This is a genomic window from Sharpea azabuensis DSM 18934 (assembly GCF_000702165.1).
Lineage (GTDB): Bacteria > Bacillota_I > Bacilli_A > Erysipelotrichales > Coprobacillaceae > Sharpea > Sharpea azabuensis.
In genome coordinates this window covers 1-18,272 of record NZ_JNKU01000052.1, presented here as the reverse complement: position 1 = coordinate 18,272, position 18,272 = coordinate 1, and the positions used below count along the sequence as shown (strand labels likewise).

At 37.3% G+C, this 18,272-nt stretch carries 13 protein-coding genes; 3 read left to right on the top strand and 10 right to left on the bottom strand.

Annotated elements, in window-relative coordinates; genetic code table 11:
- Positions 1–372: 372 nt before the first annotated feature.
- The 6 genes from T529_RS0110155 to T529_RS0110130 form a co-directional block, all read right to left on the bottom strand.
- Positions 373–651 (bottom strand): thioredoxin fold domain-containing protein, encoded by a 279-nt coding sequence (locus tag T529_RS0110155; RefSeq protein ID WP_033163497.1) that lies wholly within the window; start codon positions 649–651, stop codon positions 373–375.
- A 74-nt stretch (positions 652–725) separates the two neighbouring features.
- The gene (locus T529_RS12915) at positions 726–3,329 is read right to left on the bottom strand and encodes an FAD-binding protein (protein ID WP_081823125.1); all 2,604 of its coding nucleotides are present in this window, start codon (positions 3,327–3,329) and stop codon (positions 726–728) included.
- On the bottom strand, positions 3,329–5,437 hold the full coding sequence (locus tag T529_RS0110145; RefSeq protein ID WP_033163496.1) for an FAD-dependent oxidoreductase: 2,109 nt from the start codon (positions 5,435–5,437) through the stop codon (positions 3,329–3,331). The genes T529_RS12915 and T529_RS0110145 overlap by 1 nt, the downstream gene beginning before the upstream one ends.
- Before the next feature lie 9 nt (positions 5,438–5,446).
- Entirely contained in the window at positions 5,447–6,403 is a 957-nt protein-coding gene (locus T529_RS0110140) for a flavodoxin family protein (RefSeq protein WP_033163495.1), read from the bottom strand.
- Positions 6,404–6,405: 2 nt separating this feature from the next.
- The gene (locus T529_RS0110135; protein WP_033163494.1) at positions 6,406–7,194 is read right to left on the bottom strand and encodes a DAPG hydrolase family protein; all 789 of its coding nucleotides are present in this window, start codon (positions 7,192–7,194) and stop codon (positions 6,406–6,408) included.
- The gene (locus tag T529_RS0110130; protein WP_051646968.1) at positions 7,187–7,681 is read right to left on the bottom strand and encodes a DUF1097 domain-containing protein; all 495 of its coding nucleotides are present in this window, start codon (positions 7,679–7,681) and stop codon (positions 7,187–7,189) included. Before T529_RS0110130 ends, T529_RS0110135 begins: the two co-directional genes overlap by 8 nt.
- Before the next feature lie 113 nt (positions 7,682–7,794).
- Between T529_RS0110130 and T529_RS0110125 the strand changes: the two genes are divergently transcribed.
- From T529_RS0110125 to T529_RS12650, 3 genes are all read left to right on the top strand, one after another.
- A complete protein-coding gene (locus T529_RS0110125; protein WP_033163492.1) occupies positions 7,795–8,682 on the top strand; it encodes a LysR family transcriptional regulator in 888 nt (295 codons plus the stop codon).
- Positions 8,683–8,859: 177 nt separating this feature from the next.
- Positions 8,860–10,077, top strand: a complete 1,218-nt coding sequence (locus T529_RS0110120; protein ID WP_051646967.1) for an IS256 family transposase — start codon at positions 8,860–8,862, stop codon at positions 10,075–10,077.
- A 200-nt stretch (positions 10,078–10,277) separates the two neighbouring features.
- On the top strand, positions 10,278–12,854 hold the full coding sequence (locus T529_RS12650; RefSeq protein WP_051646966.1) for an N-acetylmuramoyl-L-alanine amidase: 2,577 nt from the start codon (positions 10,278–10,280) through the stop codon (positions 12,852–12,854).
- Positions 12,855–12,974: 120 nt separating this feature from the next.
- On the opposite strand, the gene T529_RS0110110 is transcribed toward T529_RS12650, so the two are convergent.
- The 4 genes from T529_RS0110110 to T529_RS13280 all read right to left on the bottom strand — a co-directional run.
- Positions 12,975–15,710 (bottom strand): prolyl oligopeptidase family serine peptidase, encoded by a 2,736-nt coding sequence (locus tag T529_RS0110110; protein ID WP_033163491.1) that lies wholly within the window; start codon positions 15,708–15,710, stop codon positions 12,975–12,977.
- A 99-nt stretch (positions 15,711–15,809) separates the two neighbouring features.
- The gene (locus T529_RS0110105; protein ID WP_033163490.1) at positions 15,810–16,652 is read right to left on the bottom strand and encodes a helix-turn-helix transcriptional regulator; all 843 of its coding nucleotides are present in this window, start codon (positions 16,650–16,652) and stop codon (positions 15,810–15,812) included.
- Between the two features lie 419 nt (positions 16,653–17,071).
- A complete protein-coding gene (locus T529_RS0110100) occupies positions 17,072–17,980 on the bottom strand; it encodes a transglutaminase domain-containing protein (protein WP_162173002.1) in 909 nt (302 codons plus the stop codon).
- Positions 17,981–18,043: 63 nt separating this feature from the next.
- A partial coding sequence (locus T529_RS13280) for a hypothetical protein (protein WP_033163488.1) occupies positions 18,044–18,272 on the bottom strand: 229 nt, incomplete at its 5' end.

Below are 18,272 nucleotides of genomic sequence, written 5' to 3'. Positions count from 1 at the left end.
CATGTCATAAAAGGAAGCAGAGAACTTTTTTTAACGAAATCACAGCTGTGTTTCCAAGACATGATCTCTCTGCTTTCTTAAGTCTATTATAATGTATGCCTACAAAATAAAAGACTAGAAGTTAAATATAAGCAACCTCTAGTCAGTACGTTTATTTAGTGAAGAGAAGAACGATACATTAATAGTCATAGCTATCAATCGTTGTTTACGAGCTTACCTTATGGATGTCTCAAGTTATAATGACTAACTTCTCTTCAGTGAAATGATATCACATCTAGATAAAATAAAAAACTAGAATTATTACTTGAATAACTTCTAGTTCTATAATACGAAAGACATAGAACTGAAATTGTTCTTTGTCTTTTTAGTATGTTATTCAAAGGCTTTTTTAAGGACTTCTTCGAAATGTTGCTTGATGTCATCAAAGTGATCATGAGGACTACATTCATAAGCTTTCTCTTCATCTAGATAAAGCGTTGGTACATAATAATAATCATGTGCATTCGCAAATGCGACTTCTTTTCTTTCATCTACCTTTGAAATAGGAATAGCCTTGTATTCAGGATGCTCTTTGAGGATTTCATCAAAGGCTTTTTCGCCATTACGGCAATAGGGACAACCATTCATATAGAACCATGTTATCTTTTTCATATCTATTCACCTCTAAATCCTATTATAGCTATCTTGTCAGGCTTATTGAAATGAAATGACTTAAACAGTTTTTTCTATTCTTCATCAAGAATATATTTAGCTGCAGCTTCACCAGCCATACGGCCTGAGTTAACCGCAAAGCCCATTGTATTACCAGGCAATGTGAAGTTATAGGAATCACCATAAATAGTATTGGCATCAGAACCTGCTGAATATAAGCCAGGAATAGGTAAATAGTCTTCACCTAAGACTTCGCAGTATTTGTTGATACGGATACCACCAATAGTGCCATAAGCACCTAAATAGAATTTACCGACAAGATATTTACCTTTACCAGTGATCTTATGCAGGAAGTCTGGATTCTTTCCAAACTGTGTATCTCTTCCTGTTTCGCAAGCTTCATTATAGGCTTCAATGGTATTCTTTAATGTATCAGGATGGATTTGAAGTTTTTGGGCAAGTTCATCAAGAGTGCTTGCTTCAATGTAGGCATCATATTCTTGTTCAACTGCACGTTTTGCTTCTGCTTCAAAGCCAAAGAAACAATCAGCAGGATGAACGATATCAAAGATATCTGGTCCATGCTTCTTATAATGATTTAAGATGGCACCATCCATGATACAGTAAGCATAATGGCCTGGCTGCAAGGCAATCGCATTACCAGTGAAGGTTGTATTACCCATACGATCTTCATTCATGAAACGTTCACCATACTGGTTGATCAACAAGTTTGGTTGTCTTAATACCGCATCCAATAAGAACCAGTTCATATTATCAGGAAGCTGATAAATAGCTTCAATGCCTGCACCAAACTTCATTGCACCAGCACGCCACATCATTTTCAAACCATCACCAGTAATACCAGGAATTTGGAATGGATAGTAATCTTCACCTAAATGAAGATTAAATTCTTCTTCAATCATTTCTTTGTTGTTGCCAAAACCACCAGTTGCCACAATAACAGCCTTACCATGAGCTTCAATCTGATTGCCAGCCTGGTCAACCGCACGGACACCTACGACCTTATCGCCATCTTTAATTAAATCAACGACTGTTGTTTCCATGACAAACTGAGCACCAAGTTCTTTTGCACGAGCTGTCATTGCTTTGATCATTCCCCCAGCAGCACGTGGACCAATCACACCATTTTCTGGCTTAACAATATGCCATGTTGCTTCTGATTCCGCAAAATACTTATAGGCACCGGCAAATTCCACACCCATGTCTTCTAACCAGCGAATCGTATCTGCTGATTTATGGAAGTATGTTGAGACTAAATCTGCATCAACTCTCCAGTGTGTATAGTCCATATGCATTTCTAAAGCATCTTTGACTGTGATCTGATTGAATTGTTTTTTCTGGACATCGGTATCAATACCTAATGGTCCCATGCCCATATTGGCTGCGCCACCTGTTGTGTTGGATTTTTCAAATACAATTGTTTTGAGATGCTTTTCACCAGCGGCAATAGCTGCCCCTAATCCAGCAGGTCCAGCTGCTACAACAATGACATCGGCATTCATTTCCTTCATCTTTCCGTTTCCTTTCCATTCTACTGTTTGTTCGACTTTTGTTTGTAACTTCTTTCTAAATAATACAGCCTGTGGTCTTACACGCTTTCTCACCACACGCTTTTCTTTAACTCTCTTTTCCCCTTTGAGACTAATTGGTTCATTAGGTAATTCTGGAAGTGCTCCAGTTATGCACTTGATGGCATGAGTTTCACAGGTATGGAGACATTTACCACATTTTGTACATGTGAAATCATCAATGACATGAATATCATCTTTTTCCCCCAGGATTGCATGTATTTCACAAACATCATGACAGGCATGACATCCATTACATAACTTTGGATCAATATAATAGTGAATAAGATCTGGGCATTGAAGCGTTGGGCATTCCCCTTTGATATGTGCTAATACTTCTTCATTGAAGTTTTCTAACAAGCTAAGTAATATCTTTTTCCCATTAGTGCCTACAGAACAGTTTGAGTAGTCACTCATCGCATTCACAATTTCTTTCATGATCTCAAAATCCTGTTCCTTGCACTTACCACTTGTAAGATCACTAAAGAGGGCAACTAGCTGCATATAGCCTTCACGACAGAAGACACAGCGTCCACAGCTCTTTTCTTGATTCAAGCGCATCCGTTTGAAAGCTTCTTGAACCATGCACTTCGTGTTGTCATAAGTTTCAATGACACCATTCTCGATGTTTTCTTCGTTGAGTAATGTATTGAATTGTTCGTGATTATAGAATGTCTCTCCAACTCTTACTGCTTTAACGTCTTTGACAAGTGCTGCTATAGGTGTATTGCAGGCAATCTGTTGTCTTACTCCGTCGACAAAGACATAGAGATAATCTGTTGGTTGATGATTAGAGTGTTCATAGTATTTGATCAAAGCAAGAGGAGAAACAATAAGATCATCATCCAAGTGTTCAATATCTTCTTTTTTATGAATGACTGTGATCTTCTGATCAACAACAACATTCATGTTTTCAGGAATCTTTAAAACAACAGGATAGTCACCAAGTAAGCGAGCCCCCTTTAAAATATCATCAAGACGTTCCTGATATAAGAATGCCAGCTGACAATCAAGATCAGCATCAGGCAATGTAATGATGATACGTAAGAAATGTTCTGGTAATGGGGTATGAATGATATCTGTATACATTATGCCTGCTCCTTTCGATATTCTGACCAAATCTTAGAATGCGTTATATGACAACGCAAGTCACACTGGAGGCAACGTGATGCTTCTTTCTTGATCTTGTCATCATCAATGCCCAAGTTAACGAGATTGAAATTATCTTTGCGTTTATCTGGGGCAACGATTGTTGGCTGAATACGTTCTTCATAGCCAAAGCCTTCACGTTTTCCAAGCACATTGTTGATATGTTCAACTGGAGCTAGGACTTCACTAATGTCCCCATCACCACCTAAATATTTATCCATTGAACTTGCGACTTCACGCCCTTTAGCAATCGCAAGAATGACAGATTTCGTGCCATACACAGCATCACCACAGGCAAATATGCCTTCAATACTTGTCATGCCATTTTCTTCATTTGTCACAATGCTGTTGGCTTTACCACGTTCAAGCGCTTTATTTTCCCCAAGATCACAGCTTTGTCCAACGGCAAAGATAACTGTATCACCGGTAATAAGTTCATAGGAATCAGGTACTTTTTCAATAACTGCCTGACGGTTTTCATCAAATGTGAAAGAGGCAATCTTGCTGATGCCTACGCCTGAGACATGACCATCTTTTGTAGTGATATGTTCAAATGTTACACCTGGATGAATCGTAATGCCTTCTTCAATAGCTTCAAGAATTTCTTCTTCATCAGCGGTCATCTTGTCACGTGCTTCAAGTGCGGCAACATGAACATCTTTTGCCCCCATGCGCTTAGCACTTCTTGCACAATCAAATGCGACATTTCCCCCACCGAGGACAATGACATGTTCACCCATGCCTGTTTCTTGACCCTTTGCGACCTGACGCAAGAAGGATAAGTTTGTCAGGACACCGGAAGCATCACTACCTTCCATTTTAAGAATACGGCCTTGCTGGTTACCAACTGCAAGCAAGATGGCATCATAGTCTTTTTTAAGAGCGTTGACATCATCAATACGATGATTTGTTTTAAGGTGAATACCTGTTTCGAGAATATAATCGATTTCTTCATCAACATCTTCACGTGGTAAACGATAGGATGGAATACCATATTGCATCATTCCACCAGCTTTTTCTTGCTGTTCAAAGATTGTGACATCATGCCCCTGTTTTCTTAAATAGTAAGCCGCTGTTAAGCCGGCGACACCCGCTCCAACAATAGCCACTTTCTTATTCGTATCAGGTAATTGTTTACCTTTATGATGCCAATAACGACCAGTGTCATGTTCAGCTGCATAACGCTTGATATTACGGATAGAGATTGGATCACTGACAGCCTGACGACGACACTCTCCTTCACAGACATGATTACATACATAGCCTAAAACATGAGGAAATGGTGCTTTTTCACGAACAACTGCAGCTGCTTCATCATATTTCCCTTCGCTTACATAACGGACATAGCGTGGAACATCGGTATGAGCAGGACAGGCAGAATGACATGGAATCAGCTGATCCCATTTATCACTTGCGCTATAGCTTGCAATATCACGAATTGTTCCAGTTGGACAGACCTCAGCGCAGGCACCACAGAAACGACAGTCTTCATCCTTTAGTAATTTCTCATGCAATGTACCCACATAGCTTTCAACGCCCTTCTTCTTGTAGTCGAGAATGCCGACATGTCGCATATCATGACAGGCACGAACACAACGACCACAAAGAATACAGCGATTCATGTCATGAATATAAAGAGGGTTATTTTTGATTTCCTTAAAGCCCTTAACACGACGATGCATTCTTGTCGCTGAGACATTCATATATTGAATAAGATTCTGTAATTCACACTGACCATATTTAGGACATGTTGAACAGTCCTCTGGGTGAGCTGCTAGAATGAGTTCCATGGCAAGATTACGTAATCTTGTCACTTCTTCACTTTCGGTATGAACAACCATCCCATCTTTGACCTTGACCTTGCAAGAACATAGAGGCTTTTCTTCACCTTCGATATCAACAAGACAAAGCTTACAGGTTGAAATTTCTGGTAAATCTGGATGATGACAGATATGGGGAATATAAATATTATGATCAAGAGCTGCTTTAAGAAGGGATGTTCCTTCTTCGACTTCGATCTTTTGATCATTTATTGTGATTGTGATCATCTTTGCCTCCTATTTCTCTACTGTTGGAAAACGCATTTCACGATATTTCTTCATCTTCGCCATCGCTTCTTTTTGATGGGCAAAGAAGTCCACCTTTGTTTCGACGATTTCATTTAAATGTAATTCACGTGATTCATTTTTATTACGATCACGACATAAGCCATTCTTAGCTAAGACAAAGTGTACTTTCCCTTGTTCATCTCTCACTAAGTCTCCGCCAGCTCCACATACCGCACACTCAAATGGGAATTGAACGCCATCCCAATGCTTTTCACCAGGATAGATGAGGGATGAATGACAGTTTGGACAAAGACCCATATCAGGATCACCAAGCCAGCCTCTTTCTTCGACCGGTGTATTGATGGCCTGAACGATATTTTCACCTAATTGATGCGCACGTTCTAGCTGATCATCACGTAATAAAACATTACCAGGACGGCCATTACGTGTTGACATCATTTCGTCTACAACACGAATAGATTGTGTAAACATGGTTGCAGCAAGTGATTCCAATGAAAGTGTCTGCCAGTCATGACAGCTTCCTCCTACGGCAATTAAGCCAGCTACACAGTGAGGATCTTCTTTAACCAAGCCAACCTTGAGCTGGAAAGATAATTCATAAGCTAAGAAACGCTGGGCAAAGCGGGTATAGAGCGAACTTGGCATAAGGTCATATGTTGGCACACCAACAATGATGCCGTTCTGTTTCTGCATAACCTGCATGATCTTATCCATATCATCTTTGTTTTTGAGTACACAGCCATCATAATGATCAGCTTTACCCATTCCAACATCACCCATACGCATGGTGCAGGATTCACATCCTGTACATGGTAGAATGTTGTAGTCAAACAGATTAATAAGAGTGACTTCAGCACCTTTTTCCTTTGCTGCATTTAATGCTTCCTTAACTAATATTTCAGAGTTGCCATTATGTCTTCCAGCAACAATTCCCATGATTTTCATAATTAAAATGCTCCTTTATTTTCTTTATAGACTTCTGGCAAGATTGCCTTTAAATTACTAAATTCCTTAATATTATGGGCATATAAGCCTTTAGCAATATTTAAAGGTATCTTGATACCATCAGGGATACCTTTAGTGATTGTACCATCCTCATTTCTATGCATCCCAATCCAGAAATGCGAGACAAACATGACACCATTCTTATAGGGATACCATTTATGTGTCATTGCTGCAGCAACCTTGCCTTCACCAATAGCACAGACCATTGATGAACATGTTGAAGTATCAATGAGGCTTTCATCATAGCCAAAATCTCTTGGTCTTAAAAAGTTCAGCTTTAAGAAATCAGGTCCATTCCCAACATCCTCTAAGATATAATGGCTAACACCCCATGTCTTTTCTCGTATAGGAACACTTGGATCACATACATAATCACAGCGATCTGCTCTAGCAAAGTAATGATCTTCATTGTCCCAGATCTTATATCGTAAATCACTGCCAACTGAATGCCAAGGAAACCACCAGTCCAGCATTTCACTTGTCACATTAGGCATATATGTCCTATTTGCCACAAAGGCTGTACCATCAGCATTAAGACCATAGCCAATTTGGCAATATTCCTGATCTTCGCCTTTAAGAAAGAGATTCTTATCGCTAAAAGGCACACCTGCTTTTTCTGATGGATGCTCGACTAAGGCAAGCTTTTCCTCATCAATAGGTGCTAATTCCTGCTGATAGAAACGATAATAGGATAAATTCTTTTCTTCTTCACTTACACCAACTTTATTCATCTTCATGTCCTCCTACAACATGCATCACACAACTCACAAATACACCAATATACCAGACGCCTACAAGCATGCTGATGGCAATCTGCAAAGGCAGGCTGCCTAGCGTTCGAACGGGTGCTAATATCAACAAGCCAATCGCAAATCCGCTCAGCCAGGCTGAAAGGTTGATTCTTTTAGGCAATAATGAGGCTATAAGCACTGCTAAGCCACCACCAATAAAGAGCAGGATAAAGAGATTCATATTATGCTTAAATGGCATAACCTTCAATAACTCAACGACAAGCACAGCCCATAAGTCACCCAGCAAAAAGCCAATAGAAACAGGAAGAGCCTGCTTGATTGTATTTCCCGCTTCAACAAAGATACCAGCACATATTAATGCAACTCCTCCTGTTGTAATCCCTATATAGGGGGCAAGGATGGCCCAGATAGGCGCAAAAAGAGCAATGCAAAAAGCAAGTAATAATGTTTGACGATCACACTTCATCTTCTTCACCAACCTTGTTAAATTGTGAACAAGAGTATGTTACCACCCCTGGATATTCTTGTGAAATTCTTAATTTTATGCTAAAGTATTCCATATTGGAATAGGAGACATACATGAAAGCAGATCGTATTAGTATTGGAGATATTCGTATATTCTTAAGTGCTGCAACCTATAAAAACTACACGAAAGCAGCTAAAAGCCTCTATACCACCCAACCCACAATTACTAAAGTCATCCATCATATAGAAAAGGAATTGGGTGTGATCTTATTTGAAAAAGAAGGCAAAGGCATGCATCTCACCACCCAAGGTCTTTATCTCTATGAACAATATCAGCCATTATTAAGTGAATTTGATCATATCTATGATGCCTTACATACAAAAAACACAACCATCAAGATTGGTATTCTTGAAGGTTATGATTTTGAGAATTTATTATTTGAGCATCTTACAACAATCAATAAAAAGCATCCTGAACTGACATTATCTATTAATATCTATGACTTACATGAGCTTATTGAATATAGTGATGATCTTGATATTGTCTTTATGAATACGCTTGAAGCATCTTCTTTAAATCATTATCATTTTATGGAGATTGATAAGATACCTTATTATCTTGTTGTTTCAAGAAATCATCCCTTAGCCAAAGAAAACAGTGTTCATCTAAAAGATCTTGCCCAAGAACATCACTTCATTCTATGTCAGAAAGAAACCATGTCGACGCTTGAATTTGTGAAACAGACATGGGATATTGTAAACCTCCATCCTACCTTTGAAACGGTTGATAATCGTCTTACTCTACTGATGAAGATATCTCAGAATAGTGGTGTCAGTCTCTTGCCTGCCTATATGATTAAAGGCTATGAAGATAAGCTTACGCTTATACCTTTAGCTGATTTTCCTTCTACGATTTATCGTATTATGGGGATTAATGATCTTCATTCTTTTAGTGATCGATTAGTCTTTTTGGAAGATATGAGAGCATTGTTGCATATTTAATGTTATATGCATATAAAAGTATTTATATTATGGTGCTAGTGGTTCATAGTGTAAAATATTTTGTGTAAATTCGATTTGTCGAATTTATTGTTTTCTATAGAAGTTATTTAATAGACAAAAAAGGCATACCCCCTGTAAAATGATTTCTGCAACAAAAACAATCAAAGGAGTATACCCATGAATCATTTTACATCATTGCTTGTCAGAAATCTATTAAATAACGACCACAATCTTCCTGAATTTGAAAGCGTGCTCTCTGAAGTGTTCCGTCAGCAGCTTGAGGAAGCCGTCAATGACGTCCTCAGCTACGAGCTTGAGCAGTTCCTTGGCTACGAGAGATACAAGCACACGGACAAGGAAGACTCAAGGAACGGCTTCAAGCCTGAAAGAAAGATCGACACCAGGTATGGGACAATCACAGTCAGGATGCCCAGGGACCGCCTGGGACTCTTCGTGTCTGCTCTGATTCCGCCTTACATGAGACGGACTGAGGGCACGGAGAACACTGTCGTTGATCTCTTCAATCTTGGACTCACTAATAGCGAGATTGCCGAGGCTGTTGACAGGATGTATGGCACAAAGGTATCGAGAAGCACTGTTTCCAACATCACCAACAGGATTATCTCCAGCATTGAATCATTCAAGTCAAGACAGCTGGCAAGCGAATATGCCGTCATCTACATTGATGCGACAATGATGGCCCTCAGACGCGATACGGTCCAGAAGGAGGCCGTTCACATTGCATTGGGCATCCGCACTGACGGTACCAAAGAGATCATTGACTATTCAATCGCTCCCAATGAGTCAAAGAGCAACTGGAAGGAAATGATTGAATCAATCAGGGAACGCGGGGTGACGCGTGTTGCGCTCTTCTGCACGGATGGCCTGAACGGAATGGAAGAGGTCATCAGCTCGGTCTATCCAATGGCAAGGATCCAGAGATGCCTTCTTCACGTCCAGAGAAACATTGCCAGCAAGTGCCGTGTAAGTGACCGCGCTGAAATCACGGAGGATTTCAAGGCAGTATATACTGCTGCCAGCAGGGAAGCTGCAGTAGGCGGGCTGGAATCCTTCTACACGAAGTGGAACAGGAAGTATCCAAAAATCGTCGATGCACTGAAGTCCAATTCCAACATGCTTACCTTCTATGACTTTCCCAAGGAGATCAGAAGTAGCATCTATACAACCAACATGATTGAAAGCTACAACAAGCAGCTCAAGCGCCATTTCAAGGCAAAGGAACAGTTTCCCACGGAGCTTTCTGAGGAGAAGTATCTAGTCTCGCAGTTCGAACGATACAGCGAGAAGTTCCTGAGCCGCGTACATAAGGGATTTGGAAAAGTCACAAGCTTCTGGTTCAATGACTCTCATGAAGATAGCACATATTCCATTTAGCAGTCCTGGAGCTACATGTTCAGTTCACAATTAGATTACCAAACAGAAATCATTTTAAGAGAGATTATCAATTTACACAAAATTATTGACACTATCTAGTGGTTTTCAATAAAAGGGCTTTATTAGAGAGAAATGTTGTATTTTTCAATAACATTATGAGCTTTTTTATGTTAGTATAGAAACATCAAGGGGGGAAGTCTATGGAAAGTAAAATTGATAGAAAAAAACATCTCATAAAGATGAGTTCTTTTATGCTTTCAGGCATGCTCATACTTACTTTACAGGCAACTGATGTTAAAGCAGCAAATCCTGTTGTTTTAGTTATAGATCCAGGTCATGGTGGTAATGACAGTGGTGCTATTGGTACATATAATGGTAAAAGTTATTATGAAAAGAATATGACTTTATCCATTGCCAAAGAACTAAAAACGCAGCTAGAAGCAACAGGTAGATATAAAATCTATATGACAAGAGAGACAGATACCTACAAGTCTCTTACTTATCGTACTGACTATGCGAGAGAAAAGAATGCTGATGCTTTGATTAGTGTTCATATTAACTCAGCAGGAAGCAGTGCAACTGGTGCTGAGGTAGAAATACCTAATACAAGCTTATATCCTCAGCTCCATACTGAAGGGGAAAACATCGCTAATTCTATCTTAAAAGAGATCAGCAGTTTAGGTATTAAGAAACGTGGCGTATTCACAAGAAATTCCGCAAATGGCACAAAATATAGCGATGGCTCAATAGCTGACTATTATGCCATTGTCAGAGGAGCCAAAAGCAATGCCATGACTGGTATTATTGTTGAACATGCTTTTATCTCAAATCCAACAGAGCTTGGAAAATACTTGTCTACTGAAGCTAAACTTAAAGCATTGGGACGTGCTGATGCCAAGGGCATTAATAACTACTATTCAACACATGAACCAGTAAGTATAGTACGTGAAAGTGACTATGCATTAGTCTATGACTACAATTACTATATCAACAAGTATTCAGACTTAAAGAAAGCCTATGGTACAAATAGAAATGCAGTCTTCTATCATTTCTTAACATATGGTATGAATGAAGGTCGCCAGGCTATCGCATCATTCAACGTATCATACTACAAACAGAACTATGCCGACTTACAAAAAGCCTATGGTAATGATACGAAGGCATATTATAATCATTATATTAAATATGGCTATAATGAAGGACGTGTAGCTGACAAACTCATATCTTCAACGACTAAACCAACTTCATCAGTTCAAAATGTCACAACATACAAAGGTATAAATTACTCAGCTGTCTATAATCAAGACTATTACTACAAGAATAATCCATCTATCCAATCACAGTTTAAAGCAACTGATGGTGCTGGCTTGATTAAGAACTTTGTAGAAAGTGGCATGGCTAAGGGACTAAGAGCTAGTGCTAATTTTGATGTCAATTCCTATCGTTTAGAATATCCTGATTTAAGAGCTGCCTATGGCAATAACCTGAAAAATTACTATATGCATTATATTCGCTATGGCGCTAAAGAAGGACGTAAGACAACTGGTACAACACAAATGGTTGGTTATGTAACTAAACTTGATGGTGTTGACTATTCATCAGTCTATGACTTCAATTATTACATCAATAAATATAGTGATTTAAAGAATGCCTATGGTGCCTATAATGATCAGGCTGTCTTAAATCATTTTGTGAAGTATGGCATGAATGAAGGCCGTCAGGCAAAGTCTACATTTGATGTTAATTCCTACCGTTTACAATATCCTGATTTAAGAGCTGCCTATGGCAATGACTTAAAGAATTATTATATGCATTATATCCATTATGGTGTTAAGGAAGGACGTAAGACAACTGGTACAACACAGATGGTTGGTTATGTGACTAAGCTCAATGGTATTGATTACTCTGCTGTCTATGACTTCAATTTCTATATCAACAAATATAGTGATTTAAAGAAAGCTTATGGTACTTATAATGATCAGGCTGTCTTAAATCACTTTGTGAAGTATGGCATGAATGAATCACGTCAGGCTAGTTCACAGTTTATTCTTTCCTACTATAGAGCTAACTATGAAGATTTAAGAAAAGCTTATGGCAATAATAATGCAGCTTATTATTTACATTACATAAAATATGGAAAGAATGAAGGTCGTATTGCCGATAGATTACCACAGCCAAATACAATCACCAGACCTACTGCTCCTAACAATTCACAATCAAGTCAGAATACTACATCTCAGCTCTATGAAATAAGTGGTGCGCCAAAAGCAACGGAAGCGCAAATGGTGAAATACTACTCAAGTAAGGCGAACTTCCCAACTTACTATAGTACCCATGATAGTGAAGTAAAAACAATCAATGACTTTGTTCATGTCTACTATCAGGAAGCGACGGCAGAAGGTATTCGTCCTGAAGTTGCATTCGCACAAATGTGCAATGAAACTGGTTTCTTGACTTATACTGGTAAAGTAAAGATTGAACAATATAACTTTGCTGGCTTAGGATCCGTTGATGCAAGTAAGCCAAGTAACACATTCAAATCAGTTCGAGAAGGTATCCGTGCTCATATTCAACATTTAAAAGCTTATGCAATAAAGAATCCTACGCTTAAGTATCCATTAGTTGATGCTCGCTATCAATATGTAACTAAAGGTAGTGCTCAATATGTTGAATGGTTAGGCTCTCAAGAAAACCCGAATGGTGTTGGCTGGGCAACTGATAAAGATTATGGTAATATCTTACGTAAGATTATTAATGATATTCTTGCGGTAAAATAGCTTACTAAGTATAGCACATAAAGCAACAGTTAGATTTCTAGCTGTTGTTTTTATTTGAATTGAAATGAAAAAGCCACACCTTAATGAGATGGCCTCATATGAGTGTGGCTAGAAGTTCAATTATTGATTTTGTCTCTTCTTTCTTAAGAAAATAACAGCAATCAAAGAAGTAATGAAGACAAATACGAGAGTGGCGATAGAAGTGCTATCTCCTGTCTTAACTGCTTTTGTTGAAGCAGTTGTTGATTTTGTAGAAGTCTTGCTTGTAGTAGGCTTTGATACATTAGAAGTAGTTTTTGATTCTACAGGTGTAGTATTTTCAACTGTTTTCTTAGCTTGTTGACCTAACCAGTTCCAGGCATTTACTCCATTACTATCGAAGCACTCATTATTGTCCCAATAGATCCATGACCAATGTCCATTGTATTCATATGGATTACCATTAGCATCTTTGTATAATCCTGAAGTATCATGAACATCATCAAATGCTGAAACATGAACGTTCTTATTACCAGCAGCTAATAATCTCTTGACTGTTGGTTCTGTTGTCTTTGTAAAGTCAACTGTTGTATCAGTCTTGGCATATGTGAACCAGATTGGTAAGTTCTTTAACGACTGAATCTGTTTATCAGTGATATATTCATCATAGAATGCTTCACAAATTGGGAATGCTGCTGCAAAGTAATCTGGATGCTTTAGAATCATTTCCATAGTCATATAACCACCATTAGAGCATCCGCCAATATAGATTCTATTCGTATCAATATCAGCATTATTCTTAACATAGTTATCAATTAGATCAAATAATCCCTTTGCATAGATTGAACCCTTGTCACCATTCTGGTATGTTTTATTACCACCATCCATCCACATTGTTGGACACTGTGGTGTAATAACATAGGCATTGTTGAGTTCGCTTTGGAATTTGTCACCTGCTAAGGCAGTAACTTCGTTGGCAAGAAGGTCAATTGAAGTATCAGTTCCACCTTCACCTGCACCATGAAGCCAAATCACAAGGGCATTCTTTTTATTGTCTTGCTGTGGCTGATATTCTGAATATGAATATGTTCTACCATCATTTGCCTTATAATATTTCTGTGCGAATTTTTCTAATTGTGGAGCGATTTTACCATTCTTTTCGACATCAATTGTTGATGTGATATTTAATGCTGTAATATCTTGTTCACTTGCTTTAAGTGTTGCACCACTCTTCAAGCTGACATTAAGCTTATATGGGTTGCACCAGCTATTAAGTCCTGTTGATAGACGATAAATGAATGGTGAACCATCATTAGGTGAGACATACATTTCTAATGTAACATATCTAGAATTAGTAGTCACTTTATTGCCATTTTCATCAGATGTATATGCATTCGTAACCTGGCGTTTAGCACTTACGATACCTTCTTCTCCAGTAGACCAGTCTTTAATGCCATTCTTTTCTTCAACAACTTTAAAGTTTTCCGCATTTACTGAATCAGAATCAACAACCTTATCAAGTGTTAATACTGTCTTGCGTACAGCTGGACCCCAGTCTTCACCTGTAATATAAGCTTTTTGTGTGCCATTTGCGACTACATTTGCTTTTGTCTGTTTACTCATCCATTGCCATATTGTTTCACCATTATCAACACATTCATTATTATCAAAATAAGTCCATGACCAATGGCTATCATATGTATATGGTGTTCCATCTTCATTAGTAAAACGTCCTGTTGTATCATGGACATCATCAAAGAATGAAGTACGTACATTTGTATTACCAGCTGCCTTTAATCTTTCAACTAATAACTTACTTGTTGTATCATATTTAACTGTTCCATCATTCTTTGCATGAATGAACCAGATTGGTAAGTTCTTTAATGAATTGATCTGTTCATCAGTAACATCCTTACTTTGTTTAGCTGGACAAATAGGATATGCAGCGGCAAAGAATGTTGGATAGTCAAGAATCATATTCATTGTAAATAAGCCACCAGCAGAGCATCCACCAATGATCACTCTATTCGCATCAATATCGGGATTGTCTTTTAAGACCTTATCAATTAAAGCTTTCACTGTTGATGTCTTTGTATTATATGATCTTTGTGGAGCAAGTACATAGGCTCCATCCATAATATCCTGGAACTTCTCACTACCTAAAGCAGTTACCTTATTTCCAAGTAAATCAATCTGTACATCAGTACCAGTTTCACCAATGCCATGATTCCAAATGACTAAAGCATTCTTATGGCTATCTTTAGCTGGTGTATAGAGTGAATAAGATACTGTATCACTATTATCAGTAAATGTCTGTGATGTAAACTTGTTGTCTTTAAATGAGAAACCATTTAGCTGTGGTACGATTTTACCGTCTTGTGCGACATTGATATTTGGATCAACATCTAATTCTGTGATAGATTCATTGCCACTCTTAATATCTTCTCCATCATTAATACTTACATCCAATTGATATGGATTTGCCCAGTTATTTCTCCATGTCGACATATTCCACTCAATAGGACTACCTTCTTTAGGAGAAATCTTCATTTCAACAGTAACAATATTGGAATCATTTCCTACCTTGTCGCCATTCGCATTAGATGTGTAAGCATCAATAATTGTACGATTGCTTTCTGTTTTACCAGCAGTCTGTACAACTTTGAAATCTCCCTTCGCTACTGAATTAGCATCAATGGTTTTGTCAAGTGTCATGATTGTCTTAGAAACACCACTGCCCCAGTCATCATTCACTACATAAGCTTTCTGGCTTCCTGTAGCAACGCCCATTCCTGATGCAAAGACTGGTATAACTGCAGTTGATAAGATCATCATTGAACTCACAAAACCACTTACAATTACCCTTTTTCCTTTCATATTTTCCTTTTCCTCCTCATCTATATGGTATTTTATCAAATGTAAGCGCTTATATTTGGACAAAAACTCATAGAAAAGAGGCTAAAAACAAATATTCAGTTAATTATCATACATATTAATCTTTCTCCGATATTCTAATGGAGAAATATCATATAGATGTTTGAATTCTTTATTGAGGGCTTTTGTATTAGGAAATCCTGATGCCAAAGCTATATCAATTAATGGCAAATCAGTATCAATAAGCATGTCACGGGCATGACTTATTCTTATTTTTGAGATATATGCTTTGACAGTGATATCCATATTATCTTTAAAGATTTTTGATAGATGACCTTCCGATAGGTTAAAGTGTTCACTGATGACTTCGATTGTCAGTTTATCTTGATAATGTGCATCTATGTATTTAACGATTGAGGTTAGTCGGTGTTTATTCTTGTTGCTTTTCTGTATGACTGAATCTTTCTTCTTTTCTCCAAGTTCACTGACAAGTAAATAAATAAGATGATAGACTTGTCCAATTATTTCAATTCTTTTATTTTTGTTTCTTAGTTCAAAGCATTCAACAAGTTTATATAAACATTCTTTTATTTGATTGCAGCTATGAGAATCAGGCTGTTTGAATTGAATATGATCGATATCATTGTAAACACTTTTAAAGAAATCATAGTTTATTTGAAGAGCTAAGCCAATATAGGAACCTGATGTATTTGGGGTTCCAAAGGAATGAATAGCACAGGAATTGATGATTACAGGTATGCCTGTATCATTCTGATATAATGGATAGTATTTACCATCAATAAATGCCGTTGAACCACCACAAATAGCTAAAACAATTTCTATACTATTATGCCAATGCTTATCAATATACGGATATATTTCACCAGTAAATCTTACAAGCTTTATTGGCATATCTGAATTTATAATCTTTTCATATTTAATCATACTCCACCTCTATTTCATCTATTCTATCATAGGCTTTAAGTATAACGAATTGATTTTCAAAATACGATAATATTATATATTCTATCCTTTTAATATATGTCCAATAAACAAAAAAGATACCTTTAATACTCATGGGGTTATAAGAAACCGGTTCATGTGAATATCATTTTTGGATTGATTATTATGAGAAAAGTGAAGTAGTAGATATTTTTATATGTTGTTTATTCTTCCAGAAGTTCATAAAACAAAGAAAACTGTGGACTCATGTACATCTGGTGTATACTGAACCCACAGTTTTTTAAAGCGGTTTTTAATTTTTTCAGCTAATGCCCCACAATTATAGAAAGCATCTTATCCATGCAATTCAATAATATACTTAAAGGGTTATTCTTCCTCGGTTAAGAATCTATTGTATTCTATTAAGCATAGTCATTTTGTGATATCGGAAGACTTTGAAATTCTTTGTCAAGTATATGATCCCTAAATTTTCTTCCCTTTAGATAATATTCATATGTAGTATTTTCAGTTGAGCCATCCCAGGTACAGTCTATCTGATACCATTGTCCATTAACTTTTACTACATTCCAGACATGGCTTGTATTTAAACTATTACTTGGTCTGCCCAGTACAGTCTTCACTTCAAGGTTGGCTTTCTTAGCTAGTCTTAAAAACAGACCTGTATAGCTTGTACATACTGCTAATCTAGCACCTGTTGATGGATCTGGTTTGTCAAATAGGACATCATAGCTTGAATAATTATCAACGCTATAATCAATAGGCTTACCTTGAATATTACGACTATATGTCTTGTAATCGTAAATGATATTCTTACAAACATAATCATGAATCCTTCTTACCTTAGCTTCATCACTAAGACCATTTAACTGTAAGCTTTGATAAACAGATTCTAGTTTTTGTTCATAAGCGATACGCATATCATAATTCCAATAATCATGATCAATCTCTATGACATATTCATAAAAGTCTTTTTGGGTTATAACTTTTAGACTTTTAGCTCTTAGAACCATATCTTCTAGATAAAATCCACCTAAATGCTGTCCTTCCTGATCATAGGTGAAGGTATTGAAGTCATGAAGGCTATAGAACTGTGTACTATAGATACTTAATAGGCTATTATTCTGCTTAAGAGTATTTAAGTCACTTAGTTTTTGATGGTAATGGTCTATTAAGTTATTTTGATTATTATAGATTTCTTCTTGATCTATGTGAAGTTGATAGGTTAGTACTTCTTGTGATGTTATGTCAATGACTTTTAGGATTGTTGATCCAACCTTTATACCTCTTACTATAAGTTTTTGATCGTACATAGTAACATCAAGCATGTTTTTATCATATTCTAGCTGATAAGGCCTAAATGCCTGTATTTCTAGTTAAATAGAATGATTTACTGGTATTCCAATAGAATCATCTGCATTCGTTAACTTATATAATGCTGGAGATACATAGACATTAATGCGATAACGCTTATTTGCCTGAACATGAACAATGTCAATATAAGCCTCACCTTGTTTATGCGCTTGTATTGTCAATGTTTTATTATTTGTACTACAGCTAATAATATTTTCATTACTGCTCTTTGCCTGAAGGGTTACTTCTTGA

Excerpts from the sequence above, each read along its gene's own strand:
- T529_RS0110155 (WP_033163497.1), bottom strand. The coding sequence starts at position 651 with ATGAAAAAGATAACATGGTTCTATATGAATGGTTGTCCCTATTGCCGT.
- T529_RS12915 (WP_081823125.1), bottom strand. The coding sequence starts at position 3,329 with ATGTATACAGATATCATTCATACCCCATTACCAGAACATTTCTTACGT.
- T529_RS0110145 (WP_033163496.1), bottom strand. The coding sequence starts at position 5,437 with ATGATCACAATCACAATAAATGATCAAAAGATCGAAGTCGAAGAAGGA.
- T529_RS0110140 (WP_033163495.1), bottom strand. The coding sequence starts at position 6,403 with ATGAAAATCATGGGAATTGTTGCTGGAAGACATAATGGCAACTCTGAA.
- T529_RS0110135 (WP_033163494.1), bottom strand. The coding sequence starts at position 7,194 with ATGAATAAAGTTGGTGTAAGTGAAGAAGAAAAGAATTTATCCTATTAT.
- T529_RS0110130 (WP_051646968.1), bottom strand. The coding sequence starts at position 7,681 with ATGAAGTGTGATCGTCAAACATTATTACTTGCTTTTTGCATTGCTCTT.
- T529_RS0110125 (WP_033163492.1), top strand. The coding sequence starts at position 7,795 with ATGAAAGCAGATCGTATTAGTATTGGAGATATTCGTATATTCTTAAGT.
- T529_RS0110120 (WP_051646967.1), top strand. The coding sequence starts at position 8,860 with ATGAATCATTTTACATCATTGCTTGTCAGAAATCTATTAAATAACGAC.
- T529_RS12650 (WP_051646966.1), top strand. The coding sequence starts at position 10,278 with ATGGAAAGTAAAATTGATAGAAAAAAACATCTCATAAAGATGAGTTCT.
- T529_RS0110110 (WP_033163491.1), bottom strand. The coding sequence starts at position 15,710 with ATGAAAGGAAAAAGGGTAATTGTAAGTGGTTTTGTGAGTTCAATGATG.
- T529_RS0110105 (WP_033163490.1), bottom strand. The coding sequence starts at position 16,652 with ATGATTAAATATGAAAAGATTATAAATTCAGATATGCCAATAAAGCTT.
- T529_RS0110100 (WP_162173002.1), bottom strand. The coding sequence starts at position 17,980 with ATGTACGATCAAAAACTTATAGTAAGAGGTATAAAGGTTGGATCAACA.